This is a genomic window from Streptomyces sp. DvalAA-43, assembly GCF_900091725.1.
Taxonomy (GTDB): Bacteria; Actinomycetota; Actinomycetes; order Streptomycetales; family Streptomycetaceae; genus Streptomyces; species Streptomyces pulveraceus.
In genome coordinates, this window is sequence record NZ_FMBW01000086.1 from 12,461 (window position 1) to 29,989 (window position 17,529).

At 68.3% G+C, this 17,529-nt stretch carries 15 protein-coding genes; 12 read left to right on the forward strand and 3 right to left on the reverse strand.

From position 1 onward, the window contains the following. The first annotated feature begins 24 nt into the window (after positions 1–24). The 4 genes from GA0115234_RS34650 (at position 25) to GA0115234_RS34665 (ending at position 5,196) form a co-directional block, all read left to right on the forward strand. Positions 25–951, forward strand: coding sequence for a DUF4255 domain-containing protein (locus tag GA0115234_RS34650; protein WP_093549666.1), 927 nt, complete (start codon positions 25–27; stop codon positions 949–951). Then, positions 948–3,029 (forward strand): ATP-binding protein, encoded by a 2,082-nt coding sequence (locus GA0115234_RS34655; protein ID WP_093549668.1) that lies wholly within the window; start codon positions 948–950, stop codon positions 3,027–3,029. Before GA0115234_RS34650 ends, GA0115234_RS34655 begins: the two co-directional genes overlap by 4 nt. A gap of 113 nt (positions 3,030–3,142) precedes the next feature. Continuing rightward, positions 3,143–3,922: an alpha/beta fold hydrolase gene (locus tag GA0115234_RS34660; RefSeq protein ID WP_093549670.1), complete on the forward strand. Its 780-nt coding sequence runs from the start codon at positions 3,143–3,145 to the stop codon at positions 3,920–3,922. Beyond that, complete coding sequence (locus GA0115234_RS34665) at positions 3,919–5,196, forward strand: cytochrome P450 (RefSeq protein ID WP_093549672.1); 1,278 nt, start codon at positions 3,919–3,921, stop codon at positions 5,194–5,196. The genes GA0115234_RS34660 and GA0115234_RS34665 overlap by 4 nt, the downstream gene beginning before the upstream one ends. Positions 5,197–5,401: 205 nt before the next feature. Here GA0115234_RS34665 and GA0115234_RS42640 read toward each other — a convergent pair whose 3' ends face one another. Further along, on the reverse strand, positions 5,402–5,608 hold the full coding sequence (locus tag GA0115234_RS42640; RefSeq protein ID WP_161275719.1) for a hypothetical protein: 207 nt from the start codon (positions 5,606–5,608) through the stop codon (positions 5,402–5,404). Positions 5,609–5,838: 230 nt separating this feature from the next. Between GA0115234_RS42640 and GA0115234_RS34675 the strand changes: the two genes are divergently transcribed. After that, complete coding sequence (locus tag GA0115234_RS34675) at positions 5,839–6,291, forward strand: DNA-processing protein DprA (protein WP_093549676.1); 453 nt, start codon at positions 5,839–5,841, stop codon at positions 6,289–6,291. Between the two features lie 25 nt (positions 6,292–6,316). Next, on the forward strand, positions 6,317–7,651 hold the full coding sequence (locus GA0115234_RS34680; RefSeq protein ID WP_176729363.1) for a hypothetical protein: 1,335 nt from the start codon (positions 6,317–6,319) through the stop codon (positions 7,649–7,651). A 245-nt stretch (positions 7,652–7,896) separates the two neighbouring features. On the opposite strand, the gene GA0115234_RS42000 is transcribed toward GA0115234_RS34680, so the two are convergent. Both GA0115234_RS42000 and GA0115234_RS34685 read right to left on the reverse strand, forming a co-directional pair. Continuing rightward, positions 7,897–8,466, reverse strand: a complete 570-nt coding sequence (locus GA0115234_RS42000; RefSeq protein WP_141718525.1) for a hypothetical protein — start codon at positions 8,464–8,466, stop codon at positions 7,897–7,899. A gap of 54 nt (positions 8,467–8,520) precedes the next feature. After that, positions 8,521–12,282, reverse strand: coding sequence for a phage tail protein (locus tag GA0115234_RS34685; protein WP_237541982.1), 3,762 nt, complete (start codon positions 12,280–12,282; stop codon positions 8,521–8,523). Positions 12,283–12,515: 233 nt separating this feature from the next. On the opposite strand from GA0115234_RS34685, the gene GA0115234_RS34690 reads away from it, so the two are divergent. From GA0115234_RS34690 to GA0115234_RS34715, 6 genes are all read left to right on the forward strand, one after another. Further along, positions 12,516–14,066 (forward strand): phage tail sheath family protein, encoded by a 1,551-nt coding sequence (locus GA0115234_RS34690; RefSeq protein ID WP_093549678.1) that lies wholly within the window; start codon positions 12,516–12,518, stop codon positions 14,064–14,066. A 77-nt stretch (positions 14,067–14,143) separates the two neighbouring features. Continuing rightward, positions 14,144–14,587, forward strand: coding sequence for a phage tail protein (locus GA0115234_RS34695; protein WP_072488539.1), 444 nt, complete (start codon positions 14,144–14,146; stop codon positions 14,585–14,587). Further along, positions 14,587–15,045, forward strand: coding sequence for a hypothetical protein (locus GA0115234_RS34700; protein ID WP_093549681.1), 459 nt, complete (start codon positions 14,587–14,589; stop codon positions 15,043–15,045). Before GA0115234_RS34695 ends, GA0115234_RS34700 begins: the two co-directional genes overlap by 1 nt. Beyond that, complete coding sequence (locus GA0115234_RS42645; RefSeq protein WP_093549683.1) at positions 15,042–15,185, forward strand: DUF6760 family protein; 144 nt, start codon at positions 15,042–15,044, stop codon at positions 15,183–15,185. The genes GA0115234_RS34700 and GA0115234_RS42645 overlap by 4 nt, the downstream gene beginning before the upstream one ends. A 28-nt stretch (positions 15,186–15,213) precedes the next feature. Then, on the forward strand, positions 15,214–16,980 hold the full coding sequence (locus tag GA0115234_RS34710; protein WP_093549685.1) for a hypothetical protein: 1,767 nt from the start codon (positions 15,214–15,216) through the stop codon (positions 16,978–16,980). Between the two features lie 107 nt (positions 16,981–17,087). Beyond that, entirely contained in the window at positions 17,088–17,525 is a 438-nt protein-coding gene (locus GA0115234_RS34715) for a phage tail protein (protein WP_093549687.1), read from the forward strand. Positions 17,526–17,529 lie beyond the last annotated feature (4 nt).

Sequence of the window (17,529 nt, forward strand, 5' to 3'; positions counted from 1 at the left end):
CGGCGACCGCACGGGAGTGATCAGGTGATCCACGAGGTCGACGACGTACTGCGGGCGCTGATCAGGGCGGAGGTGCTCGAAGGCGGCCAGATCGCGGTGGTCTTCGACGCCCCGACCCGGGAATGGGCGGCGAAGGTCAACGCGCCCATGGTCAACCTGTACCTCTACGACATCCGTGAGGACATGCGCAGGCGCGAGCGCGGTCTCCACAACGACTACGACGAGCGGGGCACGATCATCGCGCGCCGCCGCCCGCCCCGGTTCTTCAAGCTGTCGTACCTGATCACGGCGTGGACCAAGCGCCCGGAGGACGAACACCGGCTGCTCTCGTCGCTGCTCGGCTGTCTGCTGCGGTACGAGGCGCTGCCTCCGGAGCGGCTGGCGGGAACCCTGGCCGAGATCGGGGCACCTGTACCGATGTCGATCGCGCTGCCACCGCCGGAGGACCGCTCGTTCGCCGATGTGTGGAGCGCGCTGGGCGGGGAGCTGAAACCCTCGCTCGACCTGGTCGTCAGCGTGCCGGTGACCGCGTCGCCGAGCTATGTCGTCGGTCCGCCGGTGGGCGACGACGGGCTCCAGGCCCGCTTCGGGGACGTACCCGAGGGCGCCGAGCCGGTGTCGGAACCGATGCCGGGGCGCGGGGGCCTCCCGGTGTACGGCGGCCGCCCGGGGCGGCCGGGCGGGGGCGCCGCCTCGCGCACGCCCGACGGGGAACGACGACGCGGCCTGTCCCTCCGCATCGTGGAGACCCGGAAGGGCCGTACGGAGTCCGGGGCGGCCGGTACGGGGTCGGGGGTGGTTGCCGCGGAGTCCGGGGCGGCCGGTACGGAGTCCAGGGCGGTTGGTACGGAGTCCGGCAAGTCCCGTGCGGAGCCAGGGAAGTCCGGTACGGAGCCAGGGAAGTCCGGTACGGAGGAGCGGAAGGCCCACACGGAGGACAGCGCCGAATGACCGCCGCGGGTGATCCGAACCTGCGCCATCTCCTCGCCCGCGCGGTGGCGGTGGAGCAGCGCATCCGACGGGCCGTCGAGGCCCGGCAGCTCACCGATCCGGACCCGGACGACGCCTTCCGCGGCCTCTACCTCACGGACGAGAACATCGCCCGACTGCTGGACGAGAGCCAGGCCCGCGCCTTCCCGTACCCCGTACCGCCGTCCGCTCCGGCTCCCGGTGAGGCGCCGGACTCCTGGGAGGCGCCGGACTCCGGCGAAGCACCGGCGGAAGGGTCCAGACTGACGTCCCTGGCGGGCGAGTTCGGCCTCACCGCCCTCGACGTCGAGATCCTCCTGATCGCCCTCGTACCGGATCTCGACGACCGCTTCGAGGCGTTCTACGGCTACCTCAACGACGACGTCACCCGTCGCCGTCCGTCCATCGGCCTGGCGCTGGGCCTCTGCGGACTCTCCCCGGCCGACCAGGTGGCGCGCGGCCGGCTGTCGGCCCGTGCCCCGCTCCGCGAGGGCCGCCTCCTCCTGGCCGAGGACCTGGACCGGCCGTTCCTGAGCCGGGCGCTCCGCGTCCCCGACCGGGTCACCGCGCACCTCCTGGGCGACGACACCCCCGACCCCCGGCTGGCCGATCTCCTCGCCCGCTGGCACGCCGTACCGGGGGTCGGCGACCCGGTCCCGCTCGCCGGGGCGCTCGCCCACGGTGCCTCGCTGGCCTACCTCCGCGAGGACCAGGGCGGCGCGGGCACGGCCCTCGCGGCCTCCGCGCTGACGCGTGCGGGCCACCGGGTCCTGGGTCTGGACCTGGCACGGCTGGCCGAGGACCCCTCGCCCGCCGAGGCGGTCCGCTCCCTGGTCCGGGAGGCCCGGCTGACCGGCGCGGGCGTGGTCTGCGCCCCGCTCGACGCGGTCTCCCGCGACCACCCGGAGCTCCTCCGGCTGCTCACCGGCACCCCTGTCCCCACGATCCTGGTGGGCCGGGCGCCGTGGGACGCGGCCTGGTCCGCCGCCCCGCCCCTCCTCCTGCACGCCCCACGCGTGGAACCCTCGACCCGGGCGGCCCTCTGGACCGACGCGTACGGCGGTCCCGTCCCCGGGTCCGTCGACGTGGACCGGCTGCTCTCGCCGTTCCTCCTCACCCCGGAACAGATCACCCGCGCCGCCCGGGGCGCCGCCCAGACCACCCACCTGGACGGCGGCACCCTCACCCCCGACCACGTACGCCAGGGCGCCCGCGCCCAGAACGCGGCGGGCCTGGACCGCCTGGCCCGCCGCATCGAACCCACCGTCACCTGGAACGACCTGGTCCTCCCGCCGGACACCCATGCCCAGCTCCGCGAACTCACGGCCCGCGCGCGGCACCGTGACCGGGTCCTGGGGGAGTGGGGCATGCGCCCCGGCGGCGGCCGGGGCCGGGGGGTGTCCGCCCTCTTCGCGGGCGACTCCGGCACCGGCAAGACGATGTCGGCGGAGGTCATCGCCGCCGATCTGGGCCTGGACCTCTACACGGTCGACCTGGCGACGGTGATCGACAAGTACGTGGGCGAGACGGAGAAGAACCTGGAACGCATCTTCTCGGAGGCGGCGGGCGTGAACGGAGTGCTGCTCTTCGACGAGGCGGACGCGATCTTCGGCAAACGCTCCGACGTGAAGGACGCCCACGACCGCTACGCGAACGTCGAGAGCGCGTACCTCCTCCAGCGCATGGAGTCCTTCGACGGCCTGGCCATCCTCGCCACCAACCTCCGGGCCAACCTGGACGACGCGTTCACCCGCCGTCTGGACCTCGTCATCGACTTCCCGGTCCCGGACCCCGAACAACGCCTCGTCCTCTGGGAGCGGTGCCTGGGCCCCGTACTCCCCCGGGGCATGGACCTGGACCTCGCCTTCTGCGCCGAGAACTTCGAGCTGGCGGGCGGCAACATCCGGTCGGTCGCGGTGACGTCCGCGTATCTGGCGGCGGACACGGGCGAGCCGGTGACGATGGCGACGCTGATCCACGCGATCCAGCGCGAGTACCAGAAGCTGGGCCGGCTGACGCTGGCGTCGGAGTTCGGCCCGTATCTGAAGCTGCTGGGCTGAGGCGGTGCGAAGCGCGGGCGGTGCCCTTGCGCGGGCCCGGAGTTGGCGCCACCGTGGGCGGGGGGCCGGTCGGTGACCGGCCGGTTCCTCTCCGTACGGCGACGGGAGTCAGCGTGACCGCATTGCCTGTTCTGCCCCACGAACTGCACGGCGACGGCCCGCACAAGGTGATCGCGGTGCACGGCTGGCTCGCCGACCGCTCCGCGTACGCCCCCGTGCTGCCGGACCTCGATCTCGGTGCGTTCCAGTACGCGGTGGTGGACCTGCGCGGATACGGCGAGGCGCGGGACGCGGGCGGCTCGTACACCACGGCCGAGGGCGCCGAGGACGTGCTCGCGCTGGCCGACCGGCTCGGCTGGGAGCGGTTCTCGCTGATCGGCCACTCGATGGGCGGCTCGGTCGTCCAGCGGGCGCTGGCCGCCGCGCCGGAGCGGGTGCGCCGGATCGTCGGGATCTCGCCCGTCCCCGCGTCGGGCCTGCCGCTCCCGCCCGAGCAGTGGGAACTCTTCGCCGCGGCGGCGCACACCCCGCGGAACCGCCGCGTCATCCTCGACACCACCACCGGAGGCCGGCGCCCCGCGGGCTGGCTGGACCGCATGGTGCGCCGCTCGGTCGCGTGCAGCGACGCCAAGGCCTTCCGTGCCTGGCTGGATTCCTGGGCGGGCGAGGACTTCCACGAGGAGGTCGAGGGCTCGCCCGTGCCCGCCCTCGCCGTCGTGGGCGCGCTGGACCCGGCCCTCTCGGCCGACGTGCAGCGGGCGACCTGGATGCGCTGGTACCCGCGGGCCGAACTGGTGGAGCTGCCGTCGTGCGGCCACTACGCGATGGACGAGACCCCGCTCGACCTGATCCGCGTGGTCGAGGACTTCCTGCGGGCGGACGCGGGGGCATGAGCGCGCACGTCGCCCCCGGCGCGCCCGTGCCGGACGTCTTCGACCCCAGGCAGTACGGGCGAGGCATCCCCCACGACCACTACCGCCACCTGCGCGACCACCACCCCGTGGCGTGGCAGGAGGAACCGGAGGTGCTCGGCTGGCCGGCGGGCCCCGGCTTCTGGGCGGTCACCCGGCACGAGGACGTGGTCCGGGTCCTGAAGGACTCCGCCACGTACTCCTCGTACCTGGGCGCCACCCAGATCCGCGACCCGGACCCCGCCGACCTGCCGTTCATCCGCCGCATGATGCTCAACCAGGACCCGCCGCACCACCGACGCCTGCGCGTACTCGTCAGCCGCGCCTTCACCCCGAAGCGCGTGGACCGTTTCGCCGAGGTCGTCCGCGAACGCGCCCGCTCGCTGCTCACCGGGGCGGTGGCCGAGGCGAGGTCCGGCGACGGCACGTGCGACCTGGTCGCCCGGGTCACCGACGACTACGCGCTCCTCAACCTGGCGGACCTGCTCGGCGTACCGGACACCGACCGCGCGCTCCTCCTCCACTGGACCCGCCGCGTCATCGGCTACCAGGACCCCGACGAGGCCGGAACACCATCGCTCGGCCCGGACGGCAGCCCGGTCAATCCCCGCTCCCCCTCCTCACTCCGCGACATGTTCGACTACGCGCACGCCCTGGCCGCCCACAAGCGCCGCGACCCCGCCGACGACGTCATGACGTCCCTGGCCACGGACCCCGAACTGACCGCCCCCGAGCTGGAGATGTTCTTCTTCCTCCTGGTGGTGGCCGGCAACGACACCGTACGCAGCGCGGCCCCCGGCGGCCTGCACCTCCTGGCGGAGAACCCCGAGGCGTACGGCCGCCTGCGCGATGGCGAGGCGGGGTTCGCGACGGCCGTGGAGGAACTCCTCCGCCGCCACCCCCCGGTCCTGACCTTCCGCCGCACGGCGACCCAGGACACGGCCCTGGCGGGCACGCGCATCCGCGCCGGCGACAAGGTGGTCGTCTTCCACGCCTCCGCCAACCACGACGAACGCGTCTTCTCCGACCCGTTCGCCCTGGACCTCTCCCGTACCCCGAACCCCCACGTCTCCTTCGGCGACGGCCCGCATGTCTGCCTGGGCGCGCATTTCGCGCGCTTGCAACTACGGGTGCTCTACGAGGAAGCGTGCCGGATCCTTCCGGCGTCGCTCGAACCTGCGGGTTCGCCGGGGCGACTGGTGTCGAACTTCATCAATGGGCTGAAGTCGCTGCCGGTGCGGGTGGGCGGGGGCTGACAGCCGACTCGTCAGGCAGAGGCCGGACGCCCGGCATGGTGGCAACCGCAGGCGCAATGCAGCTGTTCGACGGGAGCATCGCCAGGCCTGACGCGGATGACCTGTTCGCCGTGGCACAGGCGGTGCCCCTCGGGCCAGGTGGTGCCTGAAGTTCTGCATTCCGGGGATGTGTAAGAGGCATGAGGCACCGGCTGGGACCTGGTGCTCACGACAGACTGGCGGCATCGGAGGCGGTGAACGGCACACAGTCGGGATGGGCGAGGGCATCGGGCCGCGCTCCGCTCATCGAGAAGCCGTCGCCAAGCGCGGCGGCCGCACCTTCGATGACTTCCTGGCAGTAGATACAGATCTTCATGACGTCTCTCGCTTCCCGCAGGTGTTGCAGCAGCGAGGGAACCAGACGGCGATGCAACCATGACCGCCCCTTCCCCTCGGGCCAAGGTCCACCGCTGTGCGCGGGGTCAGGGCAACGTCGCACCACACGCAGTGTGCCCCGCGCTGCTGGGCCTGGGAGAGGCAGTCAGGGTCCGGAAGCATCCTGGAGCCGCGCGTATCGCTGTTCGTCCTGTAGGTGTCCACGCAACGACGGTCCCAAGCGTGGGAGCCTGACGGGAGACGACAACCTATGACACGGAGTTGATCATGCACACCGTGGCGATTACGGGCACTCGGTCAACAGACCATCGCCCGCAAGACGAATACGTGGCGCTCTTTGCCACGTACCTCGGGGCGTTCGCTCGCAGCACCTTCTACATCGGTGGTGCAAAGGGCATCGACTCATGGGCTTTGCTGTGGCTGGCGGAAAGTACATCCGCAGACATCACGATCGTCGTTCCGGGCACGGTGGCCCAGCAACCGGAAGAGGCTCAGCAGGCCGTCTCCCGTGCCCACAACGGCCAACGGATCAAGGAGATTGTCGAACTCGGAGCTCCTGTCCTGTCCGCCGAGGCGTACCACGTGCGCAACCGCTGGATGGTCGATCGTTCCGCGCTGACGATCGGGTTTCCTCACGCGACTGAGCCGTCATCGGGCACGTGGCAAACCATCAACTACACAGTAGAACAGGGCAAGCCGCGGCTGATCGTGCCCGTGTAGCAGCGGTATGCGTCACGATGAGGGGATGGGCAGCTCAACCGTGGGCGCGGCGGCACTGAAGAGGCTGAGGGTTCGACGTGGCCTGTCTCTGGCCGACATGGCTCGTGCTCTGACGCAGATCGCACAGGACTTGGGCATGCCCAGGCTGCCGCAGGTCGCGAGTGTCCAACGTTCGGTCGCACGTTGGGAGTCGAAGTCGGCGACGATGCCGGACGAGCGCTACCAACTGCTGCTTGCTCATCTGTACGCGACTACGCCCGGCAGCAGCCGCTCGCTCGGAGCAGGCTCGGACTTCGCGCAGTACCTAGATGCGTTGGGGCAACTGGGAGAGAGCGAAAGCCGGGTCTCGGAGCTGCGGAGCATGCTGGTCCGGGCAGTGACGGAGGACAGCGGCGGACTGCTGATGTTGCTGGCGCCAGAAGCCGGTGCAGGCTTGGGACAGGCCCTCGCGGATGCGTCTCTCTTGAACTCTGAGACCGTCTCTGGGCTTGCCTCCGTTGTTGCGGGCGTTAGTGCGCAGGTGGGGAGCCTTCCGTTCGTACGTTTGCATGTGATGCTCGCTCCAGCGTTGGAGGCATGCCGCCGGTTGATGGCCGACGGGCAGCCGGAGCCGGTGCGTGAGCACTTGCGGTGCACGCGGGTGGAGGCAGCGATGCTGGCAGGCCGCCTTGCGTTCGAGACGCGTGACGATGCTGCCAGTCGGGCTCTGTACGAGGAGGCGACCCGGGAGGCCGCCTGCTTGGGACAACCTTGGCGACAGGCATCGGTGCACCTGAGCCACGCTCTCACTGTCCTGTACGCGTCGCCCGAGATCGCGAACGCGGGCGCGCTCGTTGAGAAGGCGGTCCGCACAGCCAGTGGTGGAGAAAGCCGTCTGGTCCGTGCGCGAGCGCATGCACTGCAGGCGGAAGTTGCTGCTCGGTCGGGTCAGATCCGACAATCTGACGCTGCGCTTGGGTTGGCCTGGTACGACATCGAGCGGCAGTCTCCCGACGACCCTCTGCCGGGCGCGTTCTCTGCGGAGTACCTGCGCGGCTTCGAGGGGGTATGCCAGCTGTATGTGGGTGATCCGGCAGTCGCGCACGATCAGTTCGCGGCCTCGGCCGACTCTCTCGTATCCCCTCGGCAAAAGGTGCAGCGCGTCATCGTCACAACGGACCAAGCACTGGCGAGGATGCGGCTCGGCGAGCCGCATGCGGCAGCCGATCTCCTGCATGAATGCATCACAGAGGCGGCATCGGTGGGCGGGAGGGTGCCAATGATCCGTTTGCGGAGGGCCCGGCAGGAGCTTCGACCATGGCGACGGGAGGACTTCGTGGCGGATTTGGACGACCACATGATGGACGTGCTCGGTCGGTGACTTTGCTGCGGATTCCTGCTCTGAGCGGCGAAACCGAGTGCACAAAACCGATGAGAGGGCGCCGTTTATGGCGAGAATCACCTGGCCCCGATGCGTCAAGTGGGCACGACGTACCCGCTGTCGAATATGGAGTCCTCCAGCGGTCCGTAAATCTTGGCAAAGGGTCTACGAGCCAACAGAAGAAATCTTACCCGCTACCTGGATCTATTCGCAAGGTCATTGGATAGGGGGCTATTTTGTATACTCTATTTAAAATTTATTAGTGACATTGATGCCAGATCTCGGACCTGTTCATCAGAATCGCTGTTTGCCGCAGCTGAGATGGCATCCTTGAGGTCGGGCCAGGGGGCATACATTGAAGCAATTGCGGCAGCCTTCCTGACGTCTGGCTGATCGAACCTGATTCCATGTTTGATGACTTGGCAGATGCCGGGTGCGAAATCTTCTCCGGCTGCTGCAGCAATCATCATCAGTGCGAGAACGCGCGCATTCCAATCTGGCTCAGCGTAATAGAGGTCGATCAACTCCTGGGTAGGTATTGTGTCGAATTCTCCTGTAACTGAATTTAGTGTCGATCGCACGGCTTCCGGAGAGGTACCCTTAATGGAGTAGTTCTCGATGGAGAGGTATATCAAGTCTAGTGCTGCGTCTTCGATCAAGTGCAGTCCTACTCCGGCTGGTGTAGCCCATACCATTTCTGCCGGCGCTGATTCGACGGCTGGGTAGGTTCCCTGGAAAGCCCAATTCTGCCCCTCGGCGAATCTGGCGAATATTTGAGGGTCAATGGAGTCTCGAAATATCACGTTGAGGCGCATTAGTCACCTTCATTTGTGTGATGATCCGTTGATTGATTCGATGACCCAATTCGTTTACTTATTCGTGTTCTCTAGCATGTCGCGTATCCCGATCTTAAGTAAGCGGAATTCATGTTCTATTTGCGAGGGGGAGGCTCCAGACATTTTGGACTCTGCGTACCTTTCGATCTGCTCCGCGAGCGGGTTGACACTGTAACCGTCCGCCACCAGCATGTGAACTGAAGAGATCAGACTTTGTCCCGCTATCTGTGATTGTCCAGCTGTGGGAGCGGACTTGATCATCTCAATGAGGACGGTGCCGAGGCGCTCTTCGCGTTTCTGTTGCTGAGCGGGGTCCTGGGCGAGGGGCGCCATGATGTTCATGCTGCCATCCACCCCAAGAATCGGATCCAATCCCGTAACGGTGCCAGATTGCACCAGTGAATTCCTCATGGTGGTCGCGCTTGGCACACCATGCATGCGTCCTGTTTCCACGGACTGCACGAGTCTGTGATTCCTCCTCATGGCACGTATGAATATTTCCAGAGCCTTCTGTGCGGTCTTTGTGGTTCGTGTGGCGCGACTACGCAACACCGTTTCGTTAAATTCTGAAGAGCTCAATGATTTCGCTATGTCTTGATCGGGTAAAGGTGCCCCGTATGCTTTTTGTGACTTCCTTCGCAAGTCTTCCGATACGCTGAGTATGTCGACAATCTTTCCCTTTTTGTTCATTTTCTGCTTGGCGGCATAGGCGCCAACAGCGTTGACTCTCCCGATCACTCCTACGGATGAACTGCTTCGCTGGCTGTCCGGAGTGAATATAGAAACGGATTTTTCGATTGCCAGTACCTTTGCTCCGGGGCGGAAATATGCCATGACCATGGCTCTCTCGAAAGATGAAAGTTTGGCGAGAGAGTTTGCCCGTCCGCCTGTCCAGCCGGAAATTGCCTTCGTTATCACCGGGCCGCGATCTTCGGTGAGTAAGAGGTGGGCAAAATATTCCTGCTCGACTTGCGCCAGGGCTGGGATAATGAGAAGTGCCAATTCTTGATCCTTGACGCTGATGTTGCCTATGGTGATAGAGGGGTTGATCTTAGCGGTGATCGAACCGTCCTGTGACACCGTCAGACTTGTAAGGCGGTACTGTCGGCGCCAAATCCCTAGCCTTGCTTCCAGGGCTTTGTGGGACTTTCCCGACCCTACATATTTGGCAATTTTTGGCGTTAGGGAAGCTACTATTCGGTTGAGGTCTTCTTGTTTCTTTTTAGGGCTGTCCTTTTCGCGGCTTTCATTTGTTTTGCTCTTTGGATTATTCTTGGTGTCTCTCTTTTTGAGTTTCTCCCAGAGGCCTTTTCCTTTCTTGGTGATGAAGTTGACGATTTTGTCGATGGCTCTGTTCACGGGGCGGGCAACGGCGTGAAAAACGCTCTTGACCTTGTTGGCGAGGCTGCCGATGCCGAGGAGTGAGGCGAGGAAGCCGATCAGCAGGGGGACGCTGGTGGCGAGGGCGGCTTCGACCATTTTTGGGACGCCTGCCGAGCCGCCGTTGGCGATGGCGATGACCGCGTCCAGGACCGCGTTGACGAATTCGACGATCTGGGCGCCCTGGTTCACGATGAACGTGACGATGTCGATGATTCCCTTGACCGCGCGGACGAAGGCGGAGGCGGGGTTGAGGAGGGAGATGATCCAGGTGATCCCGGCGATGATGACGGTGGGGATCAGGTAGCTGGTGAGTTTTTCGAGGATGGTGGCCTTGAGGTCGCCTGCCTCGGACTCGATTTCCTTGACGGCGCCTGCGGGGCCCTCGGCGGCGAGTTTCTTCGCGACCGGGACGGACTGTTCGACGGCGGTCAGGGCCTGGTCGGGGATGCCCTTGCGGGTGATGCGGGCGCGGATGTTGGCCCAGGTCAGGCCCAGGAGGGCTCCGATGAGCTGGATGATGCCCTTGAGGTCGAACTTCTGCGGGAGTTCGAGGCCCGCCTTGACGGCGGTGCCCAGCAGCCAGGACACGACACCCGTTTTGAGGTGTTCGGCGACGTTGGTGATGAAGAGGTTGAGGCCTGCGCCGACCGCGCGGACGAGGTTGCCGAGGAACCCGATGGGGTCCTTGATGATCTTCATGATCGCGGAGGCGGCCTTGGCGAGGATCCCGAGCAGGAGGTTCTTCAGCTCGTTGATCGTCTTGATGACGCCGACGATCGCGTCCTTCGCCTTGTCGATCAGGCCCTTGTTGGCCTCCTGGAGCTTCTTGATCTCCTCGTCGACCTTGTTCAGTGCCGCGGTGTACTTCTGTGCGAGGTCCTGGACCAGCTGGTCGGACTTCTCGTTGACCGTGGCTTCGAGGTCGTCGAACTTCCCCGCGAAGTCCTTCGCCGCGTCTTCGCCGAACTGCTTGAGGTCGGCGGGGAGTCCGTCGACCTCGGCCTTGAGCTCGGTGCGGCCCTTGGCGATGCGGGCCTTTGCCTTGCCCAGTTCGGTACCGATGATGTCGGCCACGGACGAGATGACGGTCTGCATCTTCGCCACGTAGAGCTTGCGGGCCTCCTGGTAGAGGTTGTTCGCCTCCTTCGGGAGGCCGGCGAACTTGTCCTTCACCCAGCGGGCCTTGCCGGTCCAGCTCGAATAGCGTTTGTCCTTGTACGCCTTCATCCGGCGCTTGTGGTCCGCGGTGAACGCGTCCCGGGCCGCCTTCTCGCCCGAGGTGAACGCCGTGTCGACCTTCTTGTCGAGGCCGGAGAGGGTGGTCTCGACGTCCTTCTTCGTGCCGTCGTAGACCTTCTGGAGCTTCGCCGTGACCTCGGCGCGCTTCTTCTCGTCCCTGCTCTTGGTCTCGCCCTTGCCGCCGTCGACCTGCTTGCCCGCCGACGCCCGGGTCGCGGTCAGGGCGTTCATGGCCTGGGTGCCGGAGGCCGCCGCCCCGGCCTTCGCGGTGCTCAGCTGCTGGGCTTCGGCCGCCTTGCCCTTGGCGGGGGCCTTCGCGGAGTCCGTTTCCGCGGTCTTCTTCGCGGACAGGGCCTGGTCGAACTCCGGCTCGTTGCCCTTGGCCAGCTGGTCCTCGGTGACCTCCGCGTCCGCCATCGCCTGGTCGTTGGCGGCCGGGCCCTGGGAGAAGTCGGTCACGGAGGCGGGCTGCTGGGCGGGGACCGCGTCCGCCGCCGACGGGGCGCCGGGGTTGCCCGGGGCCTGGTCCGGGGTCATCGGGGTGACGGGCTTGTCCTTGGCCGCCGAGGTGTCCGGCGGGGCCTTCGTCGCCGTGTCGATGTCCTTGGCCGAGGACTCCTTGCCGTCCTTGACCTTCCCGTCGACCTCGCCCTTGATCTTGTCCGCCTTGCCGGACTTCGAGAACTTGTCGGCGTCGTCGAGATTCTTCGGGGCCTGTGCGTCGATCGCCTTGTTCACCGCGTCGATGAACGCCTGCTTGTTGAACTCGCCGGGCTTCGCGGCGTTCATCTTCTCGGCGTTGGCCGCCTTGCCCTGCGCCTCCTTGTCGTCGGGAGGTGCGACGGCCGCGTCCTGCGCCGATCTGGACTCGGCGGCGGCGGGGGCGTGATGGGCCAGGCGGACTCTCTTGGCCGCCACGTCCGAAGTGACCTTGCGGAAGCCGGGGGCCTGGGCGGGGGACGGCTTCACCGGGGCCGTGTACCGCTGCGCGACCAGGCGGGAGACGGCCCTGTTGCCCGCCGCCCGCTGCAGGCCGACCAGGCCGCGCCGATCGGGGGCGGGGCGGTCGCCCGGTAATCTCGCCGGCGCGGCCGTCGCCGTCGTCCGGGAGACAGCCGGGTGCGCGGGAGACGGGTGGGCGGCGGCGGGGTTCTTGTCCGGAACCGCCTTCATCCGTCCTCCCGGCCGCACATGTGCTCCGTCGACGTCCCAGGGTGTGGGCAGTGCCGACCCCGTACGCAGCGCGCGCGCACCGTGAACGGGGGCAGTTACCGGCAGTACGTACGGCGTCGGCGCATTGCCTGATCGGGCAGCGGCCGGTGCACGGGTGGGCGGCCGAGCGTCCGTTCCCGGTGATCGCGGGTGTCGCGAGAATTGCGGGCGTTCCCGGCCAAGGAGAGACTCATATGCCGTCGTACCTGTCCCCGGGCGTCTACGTCGAAGAGATCGAGTCCGGGTCCCGGCCGATCGAAGGGGTGGGCACCTCGGTCGCCGCCTTCGTCGGTTTCGCCCAGAAGGGGCCGTTCGACGAGCCGACGCTGATCACCAACTGGAGCCAGTTCGCAGGCACGTTCGGTGACTTCGTCGATGGGACGTATCTGGCGTCGGCCGTCTACGGGTTCTTCGCCAACGGCGGCGGCGTCTGCTACGTGGTGCGGATCGGTGACGGCACCGAGCCCCCGGCGGACGGGGACGACGAGCAGGGCGCCGGGCAGCTGCCCGTGGGGTCGGAGACGCAGCTCGGGCCGTACGCGGTGAAGCCCCGCCCCGGTGCGGCCGGAGAGATCACCGTCGAGGTGGCCGAGGCGGAAGGGGACGATCCGCCCTCCGACGTCTTCCAGCTGATCGTGAAGCGGGACGGGCAGGTCGCGGAGACGTACCCGGGCGTCACGACCAAGCGCAGCAAGGAGAACGTCGCCACCCGGGTCAACGCGAAGTCGGAGATCATCGAGATACGCGAGACGGCCCGCGGCGCCGCCCCGGCCAGGCCCGAGCCGCAGAGCGTGACCCTGGCGCCCGCCGCGCCCGCCTCACCCGCGAGCGGGGCGCTGACCCCCGAGCTGTACGTCGGCGATCCCGACCGCCGGACCGGTCTCGGCGGGCTCGAAGCGGTCGACGAGGTCACGACCATCGCCGTGCCCGACCTGATGAGCGCGTACGAACGCGGGCTGCTGGACCTGGAGTCGGTCATCGCCGTCCAGCAGGGGCTGATCACCCACTGCACGCTGATGGGCGACCGCGTCGCCATCCTCGACCCGCCGCCGGGGCTGAGCCCGCAGCAGATCCGCGCCTGGCGCACCGACCGCGCCAACTTCGACTCCAAGTACGCCACGCTCTACTACCCCTGGATCCGGGTCGCCGACCCCTCGTCCGGGCGCGCCCGGCTCGTTCCGCCGAGCGGTCACATCGCCGGGGTCTGGGCGCGCAACGACGAGTCGCGCGGGGTGCACAAGGCACCCGCCAACGAGGTCGTCCTCGGGGCGGTCGCCCTCCAGACCCAGCTGACCAAGGGCGAACACGATCTGCTCAACCCGATCGGGCTGAACTGCATCCGGTCCTTCCCCGGGCGCGGCATCCGGGTCTGGGGCGCCCGGACGCTGGCCTCCGACCCGGCCTGGCGCTATCTGAACGTCCGGCGCCTCTTCAACTACCTGGAGGAGTCGATCCTCGCCGGTACGCAGTGGGTCGTCTTCGAGCCGAACGACGACGCCCTGTGGGCCCGTATCCGGCGCACCGTCTCGGCGTTCCTGGTCAACGAGTGGCGCAAGGGGGCGCTGTTCGGGCTCACGCCGGAAGAGGCGTTCTACGTCAAGTGCGACCGCGAGACCAACCCGCCGGAGAGCATCGACGCCGGCCAGGTCATCTGCGAGATCGGGGTGGCACCGGTCAAGCCGGCCGAGTTCGTCGTCTTCCGCCTCTCCCAGCTGACCGGGGGCACCGGTGGCGTCGACGAGTAGCGCCGCCGGGAGCGGTGCCCCAGCAGCGCGGCCGTCCTGAGGTCCACCCAGCGGTATGAGCGGTAAAGGAGTCTGTTGTGCCACTTCCCGATCTCGACAGCACCGTCGGGGCCTCCTTCGGCCTCGAATTCGACAGCGTCGTCATCAAGCAGATCACCGAGGTCAGCGGTCTGAAGATGGAACAGGACGTCATCGAGCTGAAGCAGAACACCGCCGACGGCCGCTACGCCATCAAGAAGCTCCCCGGCAGGCCGAAGGCCGGTGAGGTGACCGTGACCCGTGGTCTCACCGAGGACAACAGCTTCGAGCGGTGGATCAAGGACTCCCGGTTCGGCCGGATGACCGCCGCCCGCCGCAACGGCGCCGTCATCGTGTACGACCACGAGGGCATCGCCATCAAGCGCTACAAGCTCATCAACGCCTGGCCGAAGTCCCTGGAGATCGGCACCCTCAAGGCCGGTGACACCTCGGTCCTGACGGAGAAGCTCGCCATCACCTACGAGAGCATGGAACTCGACTGATGCGGCGTACGGCTCCGGCGGAGGCCCCCGAACGGCCAGGCACGCACCACCCGGCCGGTGGCAACGGACGTTCCGGCCAACGGGAGCCGCTCCGTACCGAGTTCACCTTCGAGCTGCCGCGCGGTTACGTCGACGAGACGGGCGCCGTGCACCACACGGGTGTCATGCGGCTCGCGACCGCGCGCGACGAACTCGTGCCGCTGCGGGACGACCGGGTGCGGGAGAACTCCGCGTACCTCTCGGTCGTGCTCATCTCCCGGGTCGTCACCCGGATCGGCACGATCGACGACATCCACCCCGGCGTCATCGAGGACCTCTTCGCCTCCGACCTGGCCTTCCTCCAGGACTTCTACCGGCGGATCAACGCCGAGGGCCACACCCGCGCCGCCGTCACCTGTCCGTCCTGCCAGGAGGAGTTCGCGGTGAATCTCGCCGGTGGCCGCCTGGGGGAATCGTGACGTACGCGGCCGACCTGCTCTACGAGGAGGTCGCGTACCTCGCCTATCACTTCCACTGGCCGCTCGATGAGCTGCTGGACCTGGAGCACCCGGAACGACTGAGGTTCGTCGCGCAGGTCGCTCGCCTCAACGGGCAGTAGCGAACGGCGCGGGGAGGGCGGAGGATCCATGGGCCTGATGTCCTGGCTGCTCGGAGGCGGGCGCACGGAGACGGGTACGGGGGCGGGGGCCGGTGGTGCGGGCGTCGCTCCGGCGCCGCCGCGCGAACGGGTCGACCCGAGTGAGCTGCCGCCCATCCAGCGGACCCTGGGCGCCCAGGATCTGGTCATCGACCCCGCCGGGTTCCAGGGGTCGCTCTCCACCCGGCAGGACGTTTCGCTCGGGACCCCGCTCGGGCACCTGGTCAGCCCGGACGCGCCCACCGGGCTGGTGCACGGGATCAGCGCTCCGGCCGGTACGGACGGTCCGGCCGCCGTGGACCGTCCGTCGGCGGTGCAGCGGTCCGTGGAGCGTCGGGGGGAGCTGCCGGTCGGGACACGGTTCGTCCCGCTTTCCGTACCCCTCTCCGTGCCTGTGCAGCGCGTCGTTCCGGGTGACGCGCCTGCGATGACGTCGGCGGGAGCGGCCGCCGTGGCGGAGTTGCCGGTGCGCCAACTGGTGGGCGAGCAGCCACTTGTGGCGGCGTCCGGAGCGGTTGCGTCCGAGGCCGAGCCGCCGGCGCCGGGCCCGTCGTCGCCCCCGGCTCCGCCCGTTCAGCGGTCGGTGATGCCGGCCGGCCCCGCCCCCGGCACGGCCCGGCGCGCGCCCGGTCTCGGCGCTCCCATGTCCGCCCTTCCGCCAACGGCTCAGCGGCAGGCTGACGTTGAGGGTTCCGGTGCGGAGGCCGGGGGGATGCCGATGGCCCGGAGCGCGGTGGACGGTGGGGGCCATGGGGACAGTGGGGGCGGTGAGGTCTCCGAGGTTGCCCAGGTGCCCGTGGCCCCGGAGGTGGAGCCCGATGCCGGCGGGCCCACCGCGCCGCTGCTCGGCGACTCCCCCCTGCTCCCCGCCGCGTCGGACTCCACACCGCCGGGCCCCACGCAGGCGGTGCAGCGGACTCCCGCCGTGCCGCCGCAAGCCCCCCTGGCGCCGCCCCCGAGCACTTCTCCGGTCGCGCCGCTGCTCGCCGACCGGCCCGTGACGCTGCGGAACGTGAGCGGTGGCGGGCCGGGGGCCGTACAGCGTTCCGCAGTGGACGGGGTGGCGCCGTCTCCGCCGGCCGGTGCGGGGCCGGGGCCGATGCAGGTGCAGGTGCCGGGTGCGGAGCCGGTGTACCTGGACGATGCCGTTCCGGTGCGCTGGACCTCCGGCGGGGCGGGTACGCCGTCGATGGCGTCGGCGACGCCGTCCGCACCGGCGGCGCTGCAACGTACCGCCGCGGCTCCGGGGCAGGCGACGGGCGCCCCGCCGCTTCCCGCCCTCCAGCGTCAGGCAGTCGGGGGGCCTCCGGTGCCGCGTTCCCTGCCGGGTTCCGGTGGCACCGGCACACCGACGACCGCCCGCGTCCCCTCCGCGCCCTCCTTCATCACGGCGGGCTCGGCCGCCGTGGCCGCCGGGGTGGCCCAGCGGATGGCCGACGGCAGCGTCGTCTTCGGGTCGCCGCCCCCGCCGTACGCGCCGCCCGTCGTCCAGCGCGAGACGGAGACCGAGGAGCCACCACCCCCGGACCCGCCTGCCCAGGAGCTCGCGCCCGAACCCGACCCGGAGCCGGAGGCCGGGCCCGTGGCCGAGGGGCACGGGCCACCGGGCGCCGCCGCGGCCACCGGGCCCGGAGGAGCGCCCGTCGTCACCGACGAGCTGGTACGCGCCCTGTATCCGCCGCTCAGCAGGCTCTTCAAGGCGGATCTGCGACTGGAACGCGAACGAGCGGGATTCCTCATCAACACCAGGCACTGAGAGCACCGCCGGGGACAGAGAACTGAACGCACCACCAGGCACGGAGAACTGAGAGCACCGCCAGGAACCGAACGCACCACCAGGCACTGAAACGAGAGGTACGCGCCATGGCCACCGCCCAGGACAACGATCCCGCCGTCAGTGTCTGCTTCGTCGTCACGATCGACGACATCGAGCTCGGATCGTTCAACACATGCGACGGGCTGGGCTGCGAAGTGGTGCTCGAAACACGGGAGGAGGGCGGGAACAACGGGCATCTGTGGCAGCTGCCGACCCGCCTGAAGTACTCGAACGTCAAGCTCTCCCGGCCGCTCACCAAGGAGACCGAGAAGGTGGCGCGCTGGTTCGCCACCATGACGACCGGGTTCAGCCGCAAGACGGCGCACATCGAGGCGCGGACCGGTGACGGGCAGAAGGTGGCCCAGTGGGGGCTGCTGGAGGTCGTGCCCGTCCGCTGGACCGGCCCGTCCTTCACCCCGGAATCGCCCAAGGTCGCGATGGAGACGATCGAGATCGCCCACCACGGCTATGTGATGGAGGGCTGAGCGT